General features: G+C 62.9%; 18 protein-coding genes and 1 tRNA gene. 10 read left to right on the top strand and 9 right to left on the bottom strand.

Translation table 11 applies throughout. The features are described 5' to 3' along the window. Positions 1–85: 85 nt before the first annotated feature. Complete coding sequence (locus C442_RS04350; RefSeq protein WP_008308132.1) at positions 86–2,050, top strand: 3-hydroxyacyl-CoA dehydrogenase/enoyl-CoA hydratase family protein; 1,965 nt, start codon at positions 86–88, stop codon at positions 2,048–2,050. 27 nt (positions 2,051–2,077) lie between these two features. Here the strand turns inward: C442_RS04350 and C442_RS04345 are convergent, their stop codons facing one another. Beyond that, entirely contained in the window at positions 2,078–3,295 is a 1,218-nt protein-coding gene (locus tag C442_RS04345) for an acyl-CoA dehydrogenase family protein (RefSeq protein ID WP_008308131.1), read from the bottom strand. 168 nt (positions 3,296–3,463) lie between these two features. On the opposite strand from C442_RS04345, the gene C442_RS04340 reads away from it, so the two are divergent. Beyond that, the gene (locus C442_RS04340; protein WP_008308130.1) at positions 3,464–4,165 is read left to right on the top strand and encodes an HAD family hydrolase; all 702 of its coding nucleotides are present in this window, start codon (positions 3,464–3,466) and stop codon (positions 4,163–4,165) included. A gap of 40 nt (positions 4,166–4,205) precedes the next feature. On the opposite strand, the gene C442_RS04335 is transcribed toward C442_RS04340, so the two are convergent. Continuing rightward, positions 4,206–5,015: an SDR family NAD(P)-dependent oxidoreductase gene (locus C442_RS04335; RefSeq protein WP_008308129.1), complete on the bottom strand. Its 810-nt coding sequence runs from the start codon at positions 5,013–5,015 to the stop codon at positions 4,206–4,208. Between the two features lie 273 nt (positions 5,016–5,288). On the opposite strand from C442_RS04335, the gene C442_RS04330 reads away from it, so the two are divergent. Further along, a complete protein-coding gene (locus C442_RS04330; protein WP_008308128.1) occupies positions 5,289–5,732 on the top strand; it encodes a MaoC family dehydratase in 444 nt (147 codons plus the stop codon). A gap of 30 nt (positions 5,733–5,762) precedes the next feature. Here the strand turns inward: C442_RS04330 and C442_RS04325 are convergent, their stop codons facing one another. Next, positions 5,763–6,902 carry an acyl-CoA dehydrogenase family protein gene (locus C442_RS04325; protein WP_008308127.1) on the bottom strand — a complete coding sequence of 380 codons (1,140 nt, stop codon included), beginning with the start codon at positions 6,900–6,902 and terminating at the stop codon, positions 5,763–5,765. A gap of 885 nt (positions 6,903–7,787) precedes the next feature. On the opposite strand from C442_RS04325, the gene C442_RS04320 reads away from it, so the two are divergent. Continuing rightward, positions 7,788–8,123: a hypothetical protein gene (locus tag C442_RS04320; RefSeq protein WP_008308126.1), complete on the top strand. Its 336-nt coding sequence runs from the start codon at positions 7,788–7,790 to the stop codon at positions 8,121–8,123. 357 nt (positions 8,124–8,480) lie between these two features. On the opposite strand, the gene C442_RS04315 is transcribed toward C442_RS04320, so the two are convergent. The 4 genes from C442_RS04315 to C442_RS21790 form a co-directional block, all read right to left on the bottom strand. Further along, entirely contained in the window at positions 8,481–8,729 is a 249-nt protein-coding gene (locus tag C442_RS04315) for a hypothetical protein (RefSeq protein ID WP_008308125.1), read from the bottom strand. A 118-nt stretch (positions 8,730–8,847) separates the two neighbouring features. After that, the gene (locus tag C442_RS04310) at positions 8,848–9,606 is read right to left on the bottom strand and encodes a YihY/virulence factor BrkB family protein (protein ID WP_008308124.1); all 759 of its coding nucleotides are present in this window, start codon (positions 9,604–9,606) and stop codon (positions 8,848–8,850) included. Between the two features lie 218 nt (positions 9,607–9,824). After that, a complete protein-coding gene (locus C442_RS04305) occupies positions 9,825–10,814 on the bottom strand; it encodes an aldo/keto reductase (RefSeq protein WP_008308123.1) in 990 nt (329 codons plus the stop codon). A gap of 118 nt (positions 10,815–10,932) precedes the next feature. Then, entirely contained in the window at positions 10,933–11,082 is a 150-nt protein-coding gene (locus C442_RS21790; protein WP_008308122.1) for a hypothetical protein, read from the bottom strand. A gap of 259 nt (positions 11,083–11,341) precedes the next feature. Here C442_RS21790 and C442_RS04300 point away from each other — a divergent pair, with 259 nt between their 5' ends. The 3 genes from C442_RS04300 to C442_RS21430 all read left to right on the top strand — a co-directional run bounded on the left by C442_RS04300 (position 11,342) and on the right by C442_RS21430 (position 14,254). Continuing rightward, complete coding sequence (locus tag C442_RS04300) at positions 11,342–12,523, top strand: pyridoxal-phosphate-dependent aminotransferase family protein (protein ID WP_008308121.1); 1,182 nt, start codon at positions 11,342–11,344, stop codon at positions 12,521–12,523. Positions 12,524–12,764: 241 nt separating this feature from the next. Next, entirely contained in the window at positions 12,765–13,583 is an 819-nt protein-coding gene (locus tag C442_RS04295) for a universal stress protein (protein WP_008308120.1), read from the top strand. A gap of 209 nt (positions 13,584–13,792) precedes the next feature. Continuing rightward, complete coding sequence (locus C442_RS21430) at positions 13,793–14,254, top strand: hypothetical protein (RefSeq protein ID WP_152418432.1); 462 nt, start codon at positions 13,793–13,795, stop codon at positions 14,252–14,254. On the opposite strand, the gene C442_RS22035 is transcribed toward C442_RS21430, so the two are convergent. Beyond that, positions 14,224–14,475, bottom strand: coding sequence for a hypothetical protein (locus C442_RS22035; protein WP_152418431.1), 252 nt, complete (start codon positions 14,473–14,475; stop codon positions 14,224–14,226). The genes C442_RS21430 and C442_RS22035 overlap by 31 nt on opposite strands. Before the next feature lie 306 nt (positions 14,476–14,781). Next, positions 14,782–14,855, bottom strand: a tRNA-Tyr gene (locus C442_RS04285). A 267-nt stretch (positions 14,856–15,122) separates the two neighbouring features. Here C442_RS04285 and C442_RS04280 point away from each other — a divergent pair. The 3 genes from C442_RS04280 to ftsZ all read left to right on the top strand — a co-directional run bounded on the left by C442_RS04280 (position 15,123) and on the right by ftsZ (position 17,404). Continuing rightward, positions 15,123–15,749, top strand: a complete 627-nt coding sequence (locus C442_RS04280; RefSeq protein ID WP_008308116.1) for a double zinc ribbon domain-containing protein — start codon at positions 15,123–15,125, stop codon at positions 15,747–15,749. A gap of 237 nt (positions 15,750–15,986) precedes the next feature. Next, on the top strand, positions 15,987–16,163 hold the full coding sequence (locus tag C442_RS04275) for a ribbon-helix-helix domain-containing protein (protein ID WP_004515010.1): 177 nt from the start codon (positions 15,987–15,989) through the stop codon (positions 16,161–16,163). Between the two features lie 2 nt (positions 16,164–16,165). Further along, entirely contained in the window at positions 16,166–17,404 is a 1,239-nt protein-coding gene (gene ftsZ, locus C442_RS04270) for a cell division protein FtsZ (RefSeq protein WP_005537569.1), read from the top strand. Positions 17,405–17,478 lie beyond the last annotated feature (74 nt).

Raw genomic sequence — 17,478 nt, 5'->3', positions numbered from 1 at the left:
TGGCTGATGGCACCGTGACCAACACCACCAGCCACGATTGCTGCTAGGGGGATGATTGATATGTGTTGCAGTAGACACTACGCGTATGCGAGCAGAGCAGACAGAGATAGCGACAGTTGCAGTGCTCGGTGCGGGAACGATGGGTCACGGCATCGCCGAGGTCACGGCCATCGCCGGCTACGACGTCGTGTTGCGTGACATCGAGGAGGACCTCGTCGAGGACGGCTACGACTCAATCGAGTGGTCGCTCGAAAAGCTCGCTGAGAAGGGGCGACTCGACGATGACCCCGACGACGTGGCGGCGCGCATCGGGACGACGACGGACCTGGAGGCGGCGGTCAGCGACGCGGACCTCGTCATCGAGGCCGGCCCGGAACAGCTCTCGGTGAAACAGGACATCTTCGAGTCCGTCGACGCCGCAGCGCCCGAGGATGCGCTGCTGGCGACGAACAGCTCCTCGCTGTCCATCACAGAAATCGCCGCGGCGACGGAGCGGCCGGAATCGGTGCTGGGCCTGCACTTCTTCAATCCGCCGGTGAAGATGGACCTCGTCGAGGTCATCTACGGCGAGGCGACGACCGACGAGACGGCCGAGGCCGGCTACGAGTTCGTCGAGTCCATCGGCAAGACGCCGATTTACGTCCGCAAGGACGTGCGCGGGTTCGTCGTCAACTCCGTCCTCGGACCGTTCATGAGCGAGCCGGCCTGGATGGTCTCGACGGGCGAGGCGACCATCCGCCAGGCCGACGCCGCGATGGTCCACGAGCGGGGCTATCCGATGGGGCCGTTCGAACTCGGCGACCTGACCGGCATCGACATCGGCTACCACGTCCGCAAGGAGGCCGAGACGCCGATTCCGCCCATCATGGAAGAGAAAGTTGCAAACGAGAAGCTCGGCCGCAAGACCGGCGAGGGGTACTACGACTACGACGACGGCGACGGCCCGGATTACGTCCCGGAGGACGCCGACGACTTCGACCATCTCCGCGTCGAAGCAGTGATGGCAAACGAGGCGGCGAAGCTCGTCGGCGACGGTGTGGCGACCCCGGAGGCCATCGACACGGGGATGCAGCTCGGTGCGGGCTTCCCCGAGGGAACCTGCCGGCGGGCCGACGACATCGGTCTCGGCACCGTCCTCGAAAAGCTCCGGACGCTCCACGACGAACACGGCGACGACCGCTACGAGCCGGCTGATTACCTCGTCGAACTCGTCGAGGCTGGCCACACCGGCAAGGAAGCAGGCCGGGGCTTCCACGAATACAGCACCGGCGACGGGCCGAGCGACTACCACACCATCAACTGGGCGCTCGACGACGACGGGCTGCTGGAGGTGGAACTCGACCGCCCGTCGCGGATGAACGCCATCAGCGAAACGCTCGCCGACGAGGTCGTGGATCTGCTCTCATCTGTCGACGACGACGAAGTTCGGGCCGTCGTGTTCGAAGGGGCCGGCGACCGCGCCTTCTCCGCCGGGGCCGATATCTCCGGCTTCGCGGACCGTGACCCCGCACAGACTTCGGAGCCGACAGAAGTGTTCACGACCGTCGCGGAGTATCCCCGACCGACGCTGGCGCGCATCGACGGCTACTGTCTCGGCGCGGGCCTGGAGCTTGCCCTCGCCTGTGACCTCCGGCTGGCGACGACCGACTCGGAGTTCGGCTTCCCCGAAATCACGCTCGGCCTGCTGCCCGGGGGCGGCGGGACACAGCGCGCGATTCGGATGTTGACCGATGCACGGGCCAAAGAACTGGTCTTCCGTGGCGAGCACATCTCCGCCGAGCGGGCGGCCGACTGGGGACTCATCAACCGGGCCGTCGACGCCGACGAGTTCGACAGCGTAGTCGGGGCGTTCGTCGAGGACCTCGTCTCCGGGCCGCCGATTGCCCTGCGGAAGGCCAAGCGCGTGATGAACGAGGGGGCCGACGAGAGCCTCGACGCCGGCCTCGAAATGGAGAGCCAGGCCTTCGCGCTCCTGCTGACGACCGACGACGTCGAAGAAGGAACGGCGGCCTTCGCGGCCGACCGCGAACCGGAGTTCGAGGGGCAATAGCGACCCGTTCCGCTGGCGGCCCGCGTTCTACTCCCGGTAGCGACGGACTGGCTCCAGCTCGTCGCTGTCCACGTCCTCGAACGCCTCACGGGCGATGGTACGCAGGTGGACCTCGTCGGCGCCGTCGACGATGCGGAACGTCCTGACCAGTTCGTAGAAGTCCGCCAGCGGGAGGTCCCGTCCGATGCCGTTGCCGCCGCAGAACTGGACCGCGGTGTCGATGGCGTCCTGGGTCGCCCGGGCGGCGAACACCTTGCTCATCGACACCTCGACGCGGGCCTCCTGCCCGGCCGAGATGGCGTCTGCGGCGGCCCGGACCAGCGCTCGCGCGGCCTGAATCTGTGTCTCCTGTTCGGCGATTTCAAAGCGGACGTGCTGTTTGTCGGCCACGGAGTCGCCGAAGGCCTGGCGCTCGGTGGTGTAGGCCTTGGCGATGGACAGCGCCCGCTCGGCCATCCCCGAGAAACGCATGCAGTGGGTGAGCCGCGCCGGGCCGAGGCGCTGCTGGACGTGCTGGAAACCGTTGCCCTCCTCGCCCAGCAGGTGCTCCTCGGGGACGCGAACGCCGTTGAACTCGATTTCGGCGTGGCCCTTCGGGTCGCCCTGGCTGCCCATGTGCGGGACGTTCCGAACGATGTCCACGCCGTCGGCGTCGGCCGGGACGATGAACACTGAACACCCCTGATACGGATGCACGTCCTCGTCCGTCCGAGCGAAGACGAGCAGGATGTCGGCATCGACGCCGCCGGTAGTCCACCACTTGTGGCCGTCGATGACCCACTCGTCGCCGTCCTTCTGCGCCGCGGTGCGTATCATCTTCGGGTCCGAGCCCGCGCCCTGCATCGGCTCCGTCATCGCGAAGCCCGACTGTATCTCGCCCTCGACGAGCGGGTCGAGGTACTCCGATTTCTGGAGGTCCGTCCCTTGCATCTCCAGCAGGTGCATATTCCCCTCGTCGGGCGCGTCCACTCGCATCGCAATCGGGCCGAGGAGGCTTCGACCCGCTTCCTCGAACGTCGGCAACACGTCCCGGAAGTCATAGCCCATGCCGCCGTGTTCCTCGGCTATCTGGGGGGCGTACACGTCGTACTCTCGCGCGGCCGCGCGGAGGTCACGAACTGTTGCGTCGGAGATAGTCGTCCCGCCTGCGAGTTCGCGCTCCCGCGGAATGACGACCTCGTCCATCAACGCTCTGGCACGCTCGGCAAGCGTAGTCGCAGCCTCGGAATCGGTGAACGATATCATGGCACACTTTCGTTCTCGTACGTCGACAGCATAAGTGTTGGAGCACAGCGAACGCGTGGTCGGCCGTTTATTTTCCGGAATCGTGTTCCGGTACGTCATCACGGCGTCCCCACCACGACGCCGAGCGTCGGCGGTAGTTTCATACCCGGGCCAGTCCAAGCCGCTGCCGTGAGCGAGAGTCCAGACGCGGAGGCCGTCTTCTGGGATATCGGGGGCGTCATCCTTCGGATGGAGTCCGTCCGGGCGGCCCACCGCGAGTTTGTCGAGCAGTTGTGTGCGGAGTATCCAGTGGCCGTGGATTCCGACGCGGCCCTCGAACAGTGGCGGTCGGTCCTCGGAACGTACTTCCGCGAGCGCGACGGGACGGCGTTCCGGCCGGCCCGCGAGGGCTACCGGCTGGCAGTCGACGAAATTCTGACAGTCGACCCTGAGGAAACCGAGTGGGAATCGCTGTTCCGGAGAATCCGCGACGAACGGGCCGAACCCAATCCCGACGCCATCGCTGCCATCGAGGCCGTGGCAGACGCGCCGCTCCATCAGGGTGTCATCAGTGACGTGGACGACGACGAGGGCGAGCAATTGCTTCGGGCTTTCGGCGTCTGGGACGCGATGGATTCGTACACCGCCTCGGAGACCGTCGGTCGGACCAAGCCCGACCCGGCGATGTTCGAAACGGCGCTGGAAAAGGCCGAGGTCACACCGGCACAGGCCGTGATGATCGGTGACCGCTACGAGCACGACATGGACGGCGGGACGGAGGCGGGACTGTGGACGGTCGCCTACGGGGCTGAGGACGGACCCGCCGTGGATATCGCGCTCGACGACCTCCGGGAGTTGCCGGACTGGCTCGGCATCCCGGAGCGGGAGTGACGCCGCGGCCTCCGGCCGTCGTTGCTGGAACTCCCGGCGCTCAGATGTCGGGCGTCTCTTCGAGCCGCGGGACGCCGGCGGCCGTGATGGTCTGGCCGACGATGTACGACGACGCCGGACTGGCGAGGAACAGCGCGATGTCGGCGATTTCCTCCGAGAGGCCGATGCGGCGCTCGACGGCCTCGCGGTCGATGTTGTCGGCGCTGACGCCCATCTGTGACTCGACGCCCGGCGTGGCGACGAAGCCCGGCGCGATGCAGTTGATGCGGATGTCGCGGTCAGCCCACTCCGCCGACAGCGTCGACGTGAGGTTGCTGACGCCGGCCTTGGCGGCCCCGTAGTGGCTCATGTACGGCGCGCCCTGTTCGCCGGCGACGCTGGAGAGGTTGATGACCGTCCCGCCGTCGCCGTCGGCCAGTGCGTCGCCGGCCGCCTGCGTGCAGTGGTAGGTCCCGTGGAGGTTGATGTCGACGATGGTTTTCCAGCCGTTCTCGCTGATGTCGTCGAACCCGGCCATGAAACTCGCGCCGGCGTTGTTCACGAGCACGTCCAGCCCGCCGAACTCGTCGACGGTCGCCTCCACCAGCGCCTCGACGGCCTCGCGGTCTGTCACGTCGCATTCGATAGCGACCGCCTCGCCGGGCCGGTCGCTGTCGTTGATCTCGTCGGCGACGGGGCCGACGTTGTCCTGCTCGCGCGAGCAGACAACCACGTCCGCCCCGTCGGCCGCGAACTCCTCTGCGATTGCCCGGCCGATGCCGCTCGATGCGCCCGTGATAATCGCCCGCTGGCCCTCCAGACTAAACCGCTCCGTGTGTGGCTTTGACATCGCTTCGGACATCTCGGGCATCCCCAATAAAGCTACGTCCTGAGTGCTCTCTGCCGGGTTCCGTTGAATATAGTTGAACAGCTAGCGTCGGCTGTGGCTGTTGCGCAACTCCGTGGTAGTGGGAGAACGACCGGGGAGCCCCGGTAACGTTATCACCGGCGCGGGACACGGTGACGACGTGCATGTCCAGCAACAGTAGCAGACCGCTCCGGAACCGGCGGGTGCGGACGCGGCAGTGGCAACTCGACCAGAAACCGAAGCGTCGTTCCGCAGTCGCTTGCGAGGGACGGTACAATGGCCGGTGAGTTCGACGCGGTCGAAGTCGGCGACGGCTTCACCACGTCGGGGCGAACCATCACCGAGGCCGACATGGTCAACTTCGCGGGCGTCAGCGGGGACTTCAATCACCTCCACACGAACGCAGAGCGGATGGCCGACTCGGGGTACGGCGAGCGCATCGCCCACGGCGCACTGGTGTTCTCGGTCGTCACTGGCCTGCTGTGGCAGGCCCGCGACGAGGCGGAAAAGCGGCACATGGTCGCGTTCTACGGGCTCGACCGCCTCCGGTTCGTCAAGCCGGTGTTTCTGGGGGACACGATTCACGTCGAGGCCGAGATTGTCGACAAGGAGCGGCGAGACCACCCGGTTGCGACGGGCGTCGTCCGGACTGAGGTCACCGCGCTGAATCAGGCCGACGAAGCCGTCTTTTCGGCCGAGTTCCTGACGCTCCGGCGGTAGGCTGCGCGGTCTCTCAGCCGCAGTGCAGTCTCACAGCACGCGGTCGGCGATGATGTTCTTCTGAATCTCGCTGGTCCCCTCGTAGATTTTGGTGATACGGGCGTCGCGGTAGTAGCGTTCGACGTTGTGGTCGGTGACGTAGCCCGCGCCGCCGTGGACCTGAATCGCCTCGTCGGCCACGTCGACGGCGTGCTCGCTGGCGAACAACTTCGCCATGCTGGCCCACTTCGTCGCAACGTCGAGATTGTCCTCGTCGATGGCGCTGGCGGCGCGGTAGGTGAGCGACCGGGCGGCCTCGACGTTCGTCGCCATCTCCGCGATTTTGTGTTCGATGGCCTGGAACTCGCTGATTGGCTGGCCGAACTGCTCACGCTCGTTCGCGTACTGCACCGAGTCGTCGAGAGCGGCCTGAGCGGTGCCGACGGCTTGCGCGGCGACATTCGCTCGCCCGCTCGCGAAGAAGTCCATCAGCTGGTAGAAGCCAGCGCCCTCCTCGCCGACGAGGTTCTCCTCGGGGACGCGAACGTCGTCAATGATGATTTCGGCCAGGTCCGACGCGCGGATGCCGAGCTTGTTGTCGATTTTCTCGGCCTCCAGGCCGTCGGTGTCCGTCGGCACGAGGAACGCGCTGATGCCCTCGTGGCCGGCGTCGGGGTCGGTCTTGGCAATCACGACCATCACGTCGGCGACGGTGCCGTTCGTAATCCACATCTTGTTACCGTTAAGCACCCAGCCGTCGCTGTCGCGTTCGGCGTAGGTCTCGATGCCGGCCACGTTCGAGCCGTGGGCGGGTTCGCTGATAGCGCTGGCACACGCCGACTTCCCGCTAGTGATTTTCGGCAGCCACTCCTCTTTCATCCACTCGTCGCCGTACTTCTGGATCATGCTCGAACCGAAGCCACGGGAGCCGATGGCGCTCCCGATACCCGGGTCGGCCCGCCACAGCTCCTCGGTGACGACGACGCCGGTGAGGCTGTCCATCCCCGAGCCGCCGTACTTCTCGGGGACTTCCGGCGCGATGAGGTCGTACTGTGCCGCCTGCTCCATCAGTTCCTCCGGGTAGCGCTTCTCCCTGTCGCATTCCTTTCCGAGCGGCTCGATCTCGTTCTCGCCGAATTCACGCACCGCTTCTCGGACTGCCGTCTGCTCGGCCGTCAAGCTAAACGCCATATTCGATGTGTGACGGCCACCCAAATATAGATTTGGTCGACTGTGTCTTCTGCGTGCCCCGGTTGCGGAGCATACGGCCACTGAGTGCCCGCTGTCGACGGTTCGTATTCTCGAACAGATACCGAATACAGTGAACGCAACGGAAGGCCATCCATCGGACTACACCGTCCCGCGAAATGGGCGATATGTAGCTGTACGCGCTTGCCGCTGTCTCCTATCATGACAGTCCATTGCCGGCAAACACAGAGCGCACCGGGAGTAAACACGATCGAGGCGCTGTTTGTTCCGTATGCTGAAACTGGCAGTGTTCCACGGCACCGTGGCTCGCCGATAGCCCCGCCAGCGGGAGAGACAGGAGACTGTTCAGTACAGAGGAATAATAACCGTACTTTTGTTATCCGACAGGACAAGTGAGGACAGACTGCCCGAGCGTGTGTCGCTGGTGGGAGCGGATACACCGGCCCAGCAGCAGGGTACCAGTTGACGTGGACTAGTTAGCTGCCACCGGGCCGTGCTTACGCTACGACGCAGGCGCTTTTGATATCGTTCGACTTATCCGAACGATCACAACAGGGCAGTGCGTCTTTGGTGGTGTGATATTACCGAGACCACGGTAACAGATTTGGTTGAGAATATAGATGTAAATATCCGACACATATTCAATAACTCCGACATTTAGGGAGTAGGTGGGAATATTCTACTACAGAATGGATGATTTTGGATCTATATTAGACTAAAGAGCGTTCTCGAACGCAGTTATAACTACATATATTGGACTCCTAATAACATCCATACAACTCGCTTTTGCAGTGAAACAGCCGGTAAATGCGTCTGTTGTAACAAATATGGAAACGTATTTCTACAAGTGTGCATATATTTGCCCCTATGGGAGACGAAGAAGACATCGAAGACGAGACCGTGTCAGTATCGATGGAGATATCGGGGAATTACGACGAAGTCATGTCGAAACTGGCGACAGAGGACGAGGGGTCGACGTCGCTCGTCTCGCTACTCGACGACCTCGAACAGTTGCTTGACACGGTGGTCCGGATGGACGGTGGGACACGCAGTGCAATTGCCCAGCAGCTGCCCGAGGATATGACGGTCTCCTTCGACGCCCAGGCGGTCGTCGATACGCTGCAGGTGCTCGAACGCTACGACCTCGTTGTCCTCGAAGGCAACACCTGGAAGCCCGGTCCGAAACTCACCACCGAAGAGTGATTCACCACAGTCCGGTCGGTAGCGGGTGGCTAGTTCGCCGGAACCGGTCATGATGATCGGAGCCAACGGCTGTAACACCTGCCGGAGCACCAGTTTCGGTGTGCAACGGCGATGTATTTCCAGTTGACGTGACCGACGTGCAGTAGCGTCCCCCTGTCGCCCAGCCTGTCCACTATCACCACGTAAAGAGCTGTATAACAAACATCGGATCGCACGGAAGACTGTATGCGAGCACAGTGCGTGCTCGTACTCTCCCGACGCCCACCGTCCCATGCTCCCCTGTACGGGACGGTTTCACGCCGGGTTTGCCCACCCGGCATTGGTCCTCGATACGTCCGTCTAACAGTCCCGGATTCCTTACAGGCCCGAGCTGAGATGGATTTCGTCTTCGGTAATCGTCTCGACGGCGTCGGCCTGTAACGGATAGCCGTCATCCTCGTCGGTGTCTTCCCAGCCGAGCTTCGTCATGAGCGTCGTCTTCAGCCCGGGGTCGGGGTCGACGTGAGCGGTGCCGTATCTGTACCCGCTGACGATGCCGACCTCGTCGCCGGTCCTCGTGACAACTGTCTTGCCAACGTCGTCGTCGGTCAGTTGGATCGTAGACATTGCAGTCGTTGCTACCGGCGGTACGGGCATCACCGATGTGCTTGCATACGCAACCGCCGCGACGGACCCGCGTCCGCGCAGTACAAGGCGCGCCGTTGACGGGGCCGGCCCACCGACGCTACCAGTCCAGCGTCGCGTTGACGACGACACCGAGCAGCAACACGATGGCGGCCAGATACAGCGCCGTGACAAACAGGAGCAGCGCGCCGAGGTAGCCGTAGGCTGCGTACCGGCCAGCGGTTCCGGCGTAGTAGAAGAACCCGACCTGGATAGTGATCCAGCCTGCTGCGGCTACCAGCGTCCCCGGCACGACGTGTGTGAATGACGTCTCGACCGGCGGCAGAACGTAGTATATCGGGACGAACGAGACAACGAGGGCGGCAAACGCGGTGAGATTGCCGACCAGCGTCGGATATGGGATCTGAAACTGGACGTACGTGAGCGCGACGCTGGTGGCCGACAGCAGGACGACAGCACCGAATAGCACTCCCATCACAACTGCGCTGCGGACGAGCTGGGCCGGCAACGAGATTTCAGTGACCTCGCCGTACACCTCGGTAAAGGCGATTGTAAGACCGCGGAACACCTTGCTGCCGCTCCAGGCCACGAACACCAGACTCAGGGTCCCGGTCGCCCCGTGGCCGCGCGTGTTCTCCAGCAGTTCCGTCAGAATCACCTCGCCGTTCTCGGAGAGAACCGTCCGGAGCAGGTCCAGCAGCGTGGCGGTGCCCCCGAACGTGGAGAGCACGGCGAGCGAGAGCGCGAGCAGCGGGACGATAGATGCGATCGCGTAGTAGGCGATACTGGCTGCCATGAACGGGACATCTTCCTCGCGAACCGTTCGGACGATCTCGCGTCCGGTCGCGATACCACTCATCGGCGTCGGGAGCGCGTTTCGGTGACACGGATTCTACCCACTAGCTGAACTGGACGCACAGTGCGTAGGTCACGAGCCACGGGAATAGAACGAACGCCTGCGATGGCAGGCATGGGGGCCGGTGACTGCCGGAGGCCGAGAAGCAGTTACCGGTGCGAGGCGCGGCGTACTCGATAGGTCGTCAAATCCCGTCAGGTTCTGATACGGCGAAGCGGCGACTACCAGCGGTGGTGGACGTCGTCGAAGACGTACTCCTCGTAGATGTCACGCACCGCGCCGTGGACCTGATTCGAGAGCTGGTCCATCTCGCTGACCGCTGCGTTCGCCCGAACGTGGTCCGGGTTCGTCGAGCCGGGGATGACGGTCGACACCGCGTCGTGGTCCAAAATCCAGCGCAGCGCCATCTGGGCCATCGTCATCCGTTCGGGGACGTGCCCGCGGAGTTCGTCGACGGCGTCGAAGCCCGCGTCGACCGGGAGGCCGGCGAAGGTCTCGCCGCGGTCGAACGCCTCACCCTCGATGTTGAAGTTCCGGTGGTCGTTCTCGGGGAACTCCGTGTCCCGGGAGAGGTTGCCGGTCAGGAGTCCGGAGGCCAGCGGGACGCGGACGATGACGCCGACGTCGCGGCGCTTGGCCGCCTCGAAGAACCGCTCCGCGGGCCGCTGGCGGAACATGTTGAAGATAATCTGGACCGTCTCGACTTCCGGGTACTCGATGGCTTTCAGCGCTTCCTCGACCCGTTCGACGCTGACGCCGCAGTGCTCGACCTTCCCCTCGTCTTTCAGCTGCGCGAGGGCGTCGAACGTCTCCGGCTGGTAGTAGGCGTCCGTCGGCGGGCAGTGCAGTTGCAGGAGTTCGAGCGTGTCGACCCCGAGGTACTCCCGCGAGCGGTCGACGTGCTCGGAGAGGGTGTCGTAGTTGTAGCGCTCGGCCGTATGGGGGTCGAGTCGGCGACCGACCTTCGTCGCGACGGTCACCTCGTCGCGGACCTCGCGTTCGTCGAGCACGTCGGCGATGCGCTGTTCGCTGAAGCCGTCGCCGTACACGTCGGCAGTGTCGATGAAGTCGACGCCGGCGTCGAGCGCCGTGCGGATCGTTTCCCGTCCTTCCGCCGCCGAGACGTCGCCCCAGTCACCACCGATATTCCAAGTCCCAAGTCCGACAGCTGTCACGTCGTACCCTGTCGTCCCTAACTGTCGTCGGTTCACGTACAGCCGTACCGTCGGCGGTCACTTGGTGGCTGTGGTACGCGGCACCAATCTAAAAAAGGGCAGTGTAGCCCGATAGCAGGCAGTCCGGTGGACGTGCCAACGTGGACGCCGGGGGCTACGTGAGCCACTTCGTCCGGCGGATGTCGTACGCACCACAGTCCGGACACGCGTGGTACTGAACGTCGAACGACGCCTGGCAGACCAGACAGGTGTACCGGCGTCTCGGTTCCTCCCCAGGGGACGCAGCGTTATCGAACAATCCCATCGACGACCACACGCTCCCTTGGCAGTACGAGACTAAAAACAGGGCAGATCGTTCATGCGCTTCATATCGGCGCTGTCTTGCGGTTGCGATTATGGGTGAGGGTGGTAGTCGCTGGTGACTGGCAACGCAAAAGTGATGTTTGAAGGATATTTTTGGAGTTGGAGAGTTGTCGTCCCAGCGAAGTTGTGAAGCCGACCCTGCCCTGACCAGAGAGTCGTGACCGCGGATTTTAATGCCCAGTCACCGGGTAACACACGGTATGGATGAGGTACCTGCTGTCGGTGAGTTGACACCGCCGGATCGAACACTGATGGGTCCCGGCCCGAGCGACGTGCACCCGCGCGTACTCAAGGCGATGAGCACGCCGCTGGTCGGCCACCTCGATCCCTCGTTCATCGAGATCATGGACGAGGTCCAGGACCTCCTCCGGTACACGTTCCGAACGGACAACAAATGGACGATTCCGGTCTCCGGGACCGGCTCCGCGGCGATGGAGGCCGCCATCGGCAACGTCGTCGAACCGGGCGATACGATGCTCGTCCCGACGAACGGCTACTTCGGCGGCCGGATGGCGAGCATGGCCGAGCGAGCCGGCGGCGACGTCGTCACTGTCGACGCTCCCTGGGGCCAGCCGCTCGACCCGTCGGCGGTCGAAGCGGCATTCGACGAACACAGTCCGGACGTGTTCGGATTCGTCCACGCCGAGACCAGCACCGGCGTCCTCCAGCCGTCGGTGCCCGAGCTGACGGACATCGCCCACGCGAACGACGCGCTGGTCATCGCCGACAGCGTGACCTCGCTGGGCGGCGTCGAACTCCGCGTCGACGAGTGGGGCATCGACGTGGCCTACTCCGGCCCCCAGAAGTGCCTCTCCTGTCCGCCGGGCGCGAGCCCGCTCACGCTCAACGACGACGCGATGGACAAGGTCCTCTCCCGCGAGTCCGAGGCCCGCTCGTGGTACTTGGACATCTCGCTGCTGGAAGGGTACTGGGGCGAGGAGCGCGCCTACCACCACACGGCCCCGATTACGAACGTGTATGCGCTCCGTGAGGCGCTTCGGCTCGTCGCCGAGGAAGGCATCGAAGAACGCTGGGACCGCCACCTGCGCGTCGCTGGCGCGCTGAAAGCCGGCGTCGAGGGCATGGGACTGGAGATGAACGCCCCCGACGACTTCTGGCTCCCGAGCCTGAACACCGTCCGCGTGCCCGACGGCGTTGACGACGGCGCGGTAATCCAACACCTGCTGGACGAGTACGACCTCGAAATCGCCAGCGGCTTAGGCGCACTGGAGGGGGATATCTGGCGTATCGGCTGTATGGGTCATTCGGCCCGCCGGCAGAACGTCAGCTACCTGCTCGCGGCGCTGGGCAACGCGCTCGGTGAGCAGGGCGCGGCCGTAAACGTGGACGCCGGGCTGGCGGCGATGAGCGAGCGCTTCTAACGCCACGCCAAGCCGACACGCGCAGTTCGATTCGAGATTCTGTCGGGTTCATCTCCAACAGCCCTCGTGATCCCCGCGCTTTTGTTCTGGTTCGAGAGCCGGGGCATCTGCTGCTTCGAGCGCGTTACAGCGGGACATTCCGCGCCTCTGGTCGGTCGACGTGGGCTGCCACACTGGTTTTCTTACCCCGCGGGAATTTGTGTCATAGTTTAGTTCACTTGAGCTAACATATCTAGGGGAGATGTACAGTGTACTCGTACCCGTCGACAGGAACGAAGCGCGCGCATCGAATCAAGCAAGCTATGTCTCACGACTCCCGGATGCCACTGCAACCGCCGAGGCGACAGTGCTCTACGTGATGCCGCCCGACGAATTCGCCGATGCCGAGGAGGTGGCGTTCGGTGACGTAGACGCCGCCGTCCAGGCAGCCGATCAACTGGAAGAAGCCGGCGTCTCCGTGACTCGAATGGTTGCCGACGGCGGCGTCGCCCAACAGATCGTCCGTACCGCGACAGAGCTGGACAGTGATGAGATCGTCGTCGGCGGACGCAAGCGCTCGGGCGTCTCGAAGGTCTTGCTCGGTAGCACTGCACAGGACGTGTTGCTCTCGGCCGACAGACCGGTCACGATCACGGGCGAGAATGTTGTACTCGGCGAAGGGATACGGCAGGTACTGGTCCCGGTCGATACGAGCGAAGAGCGAGCACGGAACCAGGCTGCATACCTGGCTTCCCTTCCCAACGCCCCCGAGTCAGTCGAAGCAACGGTCCTCTTCGTGTTCCCACACCAGGATTACAAAGGGGCTCCACCGCACGAGTTCGAAGACGTCGACGCCGCTGTCACTGCCGCCGAGCATCTGGAAGCAGCGGGGATTTCCGTCGAACGCGTCGCTGTCGGCGGCGAGGTCGGTTCGAAGATACTCGACGCCGCAACGGACCGCGATGCCGACAGCATCGTTATGGGCGGACGCAAGCGCTCGGGTATCACGAACGTCCTCCTCGGGAGCACCACGCAGGACGTCATGCTCGCCGCCGAACGCCCGGTTACGCTCACCGGCTGACCGTCTCCAGTCGGCCGGGTCCGGTACTTGTGTCTGTTTTAAGTTGGTTGTACATCATGTCATGCATCGCTCCATCGAGCGAAGAATAACTGCTGAACTCAAAGCACGCGCGAAAATAATCGATGTGTTCAATGCAGGTTAACAGTACTGTACTAGAAACCAACACGCAAATTAAAGTAGATACTGATGAACGTATTTGATATCATAATATGAATGCAGATGAGTATGTGAAAGATAATGAGTCACGTCTGGCATCCGCAGATGTCGACCAGACAACGCCAACACCTCCATTGACAGGAACTGGGAAACTCATTTGCACAGATTCTCGATTGGTCTTCGACACGGCCAAGTCAATCACAGATATCCGGGTAGACAGTATTTCTGAGATCGATTACTCCCCACCGTCATACCTCAATAGAGCGACAGTTGCTGGGATACTAGGAATTATTTTTTCAGGGGTTCTCTGGCTTCTATTGGCCGTTATATTACCAAATGAGCAGGCTATCGCACTCATCGTGTTCCTATTGGGTGCCATATCAATACTCGCTGGACTCCTGACGGCGAAGGCAACACTCGTCATCAAAACCAATTCCTCAAAGTATCGCTTCCGAGGAAGTGAGACAGAACTCTCAAAGCTTCCTCACGCGATTAGAGGTGCAGATCGGAGCTGAAATTCTGCCTCGATAGTTCGCCTGAGTTCGTTTCTACGGTACGCCGTGATGAACGCGGTGGATAGGTCGCGGAATCGCTCGTGGCCGCTCTCGACTGTCTCAACGGCGACGTGAACACCGTAGGTGTTCGCCTCCACGCACTCAGTGTAGGCCGTTCGCAATTCCCTGACGATCTCCTCGGCCTCGTTGAGGCCGTCCGCATCGGGATGGGACCGGCTCACGCCGACCACCCCCTTTCAGCTATGAAATTCGCAAGAAGGCGGCGACTCCCAACTGGAATCAAGCTCCACTCTGGGTTTTGCCGCCGCTCGCGGGGAAGTGAATCCAGTGATAGAGGGGATCTACGCCACGAAAACGTGGCGTACGCTATCAGCTATCGTTCGGCTGAAAACCAAGTCCGCCCTCCCCGATTTGAACACCGGAGGACGTGCTCACTTCGCTGCGCGCGCCCTCCGAGCACGAAATCGGGTCGGTTGAATTTTCGACCCTCATCGCACTCGCTACGCTCGCGGATTCGGATACCAAAATCCGCCCTCCCCGATTTGAACGGGGGACAAGTCGATCTACAGTCGACTGCTCTACCAGTCTGAGCTAAGGGCGGTCGACACCCGAAAATACCCCGCCGTCCAGACTTAAGGATTGTTATTCGCGGAGGGTGCGCCGAACGGTCACACGACGCGGGGTGACACACCGGCCGGTGTCAGACACGTCTGACCCCGCTTCCCGATCCTCCGAGAGACAAGTCAAAGCGGTCTACGAGCGGAATCCGACCGGGAGGAGATTTACGGCGTCATGCCGGTAGCTGACGGGCGTCAGACAGCGCGGGAAGATTAAAATACCAGCCTGTATAATACCCTCATCGAGCCCGATGAGTAAGATAACGTTCCGTGCTGACGACGACCTCATCGACCAACTCGAGGCGTTCGACGCCTCGAAGAGCGAGGTCATGCGCGAAGCGCTCCGGGAGTACCTCGGAGACGCGTCACCGTCAGCGTCGGAGCCACCGTCGGCGGCGTCGGAGTCCGTGACCGACGCCGAGACGATCGACGAGCTCATCGAAGACCGCGTCGACAGTATCATCGCCGACCGGCTGCAAACGCGACAGCCCCGCTCGCAACCGCAGGATGTCAACGTAAACATCTCGTTAGACGGCGTAAGCGCGGGGACAGCGAGCGCCGAAACCGACCGACAGCGCGCCGGCGGCCGAGGGGAAAGCACCGAGGGCGGACGGTCCCACGGCGAAAGTCAAACGTCTGATACGAGTGGGCGTAAGACAGAAGCGGAAACACGGGACAGAGCCGAGACGGAGGAACGTAAGACGTGCGCGCAATGTGGTGAAAACCTGGGTTCTGACCACGTTTACTGCCCGAACTGCGGTGAGAAGGCGTCCCGCCGGGTGTTCTGTGACTGCGGCGATGAACTCCGGTCGGACTGGGGATTCTGCCCGGGTTGTGGGAGACGAACGCCTGCGGCGGATGTCCTCGATCAGACCTAAATCAGCGTTTGCACGCGATAGACACCCTCAGATGCCGTAAACGGGAAAGTGTATGACACTGCCCGTAAGTTTTAATACATCAGGGTCAGTGGTTTATTCTGCGTAAGACGGTCGTCTTACACAGCGGCGAACGCGAGGGGATGCCGCCCTCGTACTGCGGTTTCGCTGTGTAAACACTCGTGCGGGGCGTAAACAGGTCCCGTCCGGGCCGTCTTACCCAAGGGGAAACTACCAAACATGGAGCGTGTGACACTACGGATTCCGAAGCAGCAGATTGAAGAGGTCGAACAAATGGTCGAGACGGGCGAGTACCCCAATCGGAGCGAAGCGATTCGCTCGGCGGTGCGGGAGATGCTCGCCGAGGAAGGCTCCGAACAGGCCTCCGAAAAGAAGCGGTCCTGGGCCAAGGTGTAACGATGCAGGATATCGTCAACGAGGCCCTCGAACGCGACGAGCAAGAAAAGAAGAAGATGTCCGACGAGGACGTCGACGGGTTCGGAGACCCGCGCATCGTCATCGTCGGCTGTGGTGGCGCCGGCAACAACACCGTCAACCGCCTGTACAACATCGGCGTCGAGGGCGCTGACACCGTGGCCATCAACACGGACAAACAGCACCTCAAGATGATCGAAGCCGACACGAAGATTCTGGTCGGCAAGTCCCTCACCAACGGCCTCGGTGCCGGTGGCGACCCGTCGATGGGCGAGCGCGCCACGGAGATGGCACAGGGCACCATCAAGGAAGTGCTGGGCGACGCTGACCTCGTGTTCGTCACCGCCGGCATGGGTGGCGGAACCGGGACCGGTGCAGCCCCGGTCGTCTCGAAGATCGCCAAGGAACAGGGCGCAATCGTCGTCGGCATGGTGTCGACGCCGTTCAACGTCGAGCGGGCCCGCACGGTCAAGGCCGAGGAAGGCCTGGAGAAGCTCCGCAACGAAGCGGACTCCATCATCGTGCTGGACAACAACCGCCTGCTCGATTACGTCCCGAACCTGCCAATCGGCAAGGCGTTCTCCGTGATGGACCAGATCATCGCCGAGACCGTCAAGGGCATCTCCGAGACCATCACCCAGCCGAGCCTCATCAACCTCGACTACGCCGACATGACATCCATCATGAACCAGGGCGGCGTCGCGGTGATGCTGGTCGGCGAGACCCAGGACAAGAACAAGACCGAAGAGGTCGTCAAGGACGCGATGAACCATCCGCTGCTCGACGTGGACTACCGCGGCGCGAGCGGCGGCCTGGTCCACATCACCGGCGGCCCGGACCTCACGCTGAAGGAGGCCGAGGGCATCGCACAGAACATCACCGAGCGGCTCGAGGCCGACGCCAACGTCATCTGGGGCGCACGGATTCAGGAAGAGTACAAGGGCAAGGTGCGGGTCATGGCTATCATGACCGGCGTCCAGTCCGCCCAGGTGCTCGGTCCGACGACCCAGAAGCAGGCCAACAAGTCCCGCGAGGCGATTCAGGAAGTCGGTGACGACACGTCATTCGACGCGTCCGACAACGTCGAGAGCTTCGACAGCCCCGCCCCGAACAGCGGGAGTCAGAACAGCGGCGGTCGAACCACCGGCTACAGCGAGACTGACGGCGGACAGGACCAGCGCGAGAAGAACAACGGACTCGACGTCATCCGGACGAACAAGTAGCGACGTCCGCAATTCTTCTTTCGGTTTTTCGGTCGTGAGCGACGCTTTTGCTCAGCGGTGTCTGACAAACGAGA

The sequence above is a fragment of the Haloarcula amylolytica JCM 13557 genome, assembly GCF_000336615.1.
In the GTDB taxonomy this organism is placed as follows: domain Archaea; phylum Halobacteriota; class Halobacteria; order Halobacteriales; family Haloarculaceae; genus Haloarcula; species Haloarcula amylolytica.
The sequence above is the reverse complement of the archived record's forward strand: the minus strand, read 5'-3'. Positions and strand labels throughout refer to the sequence as shown.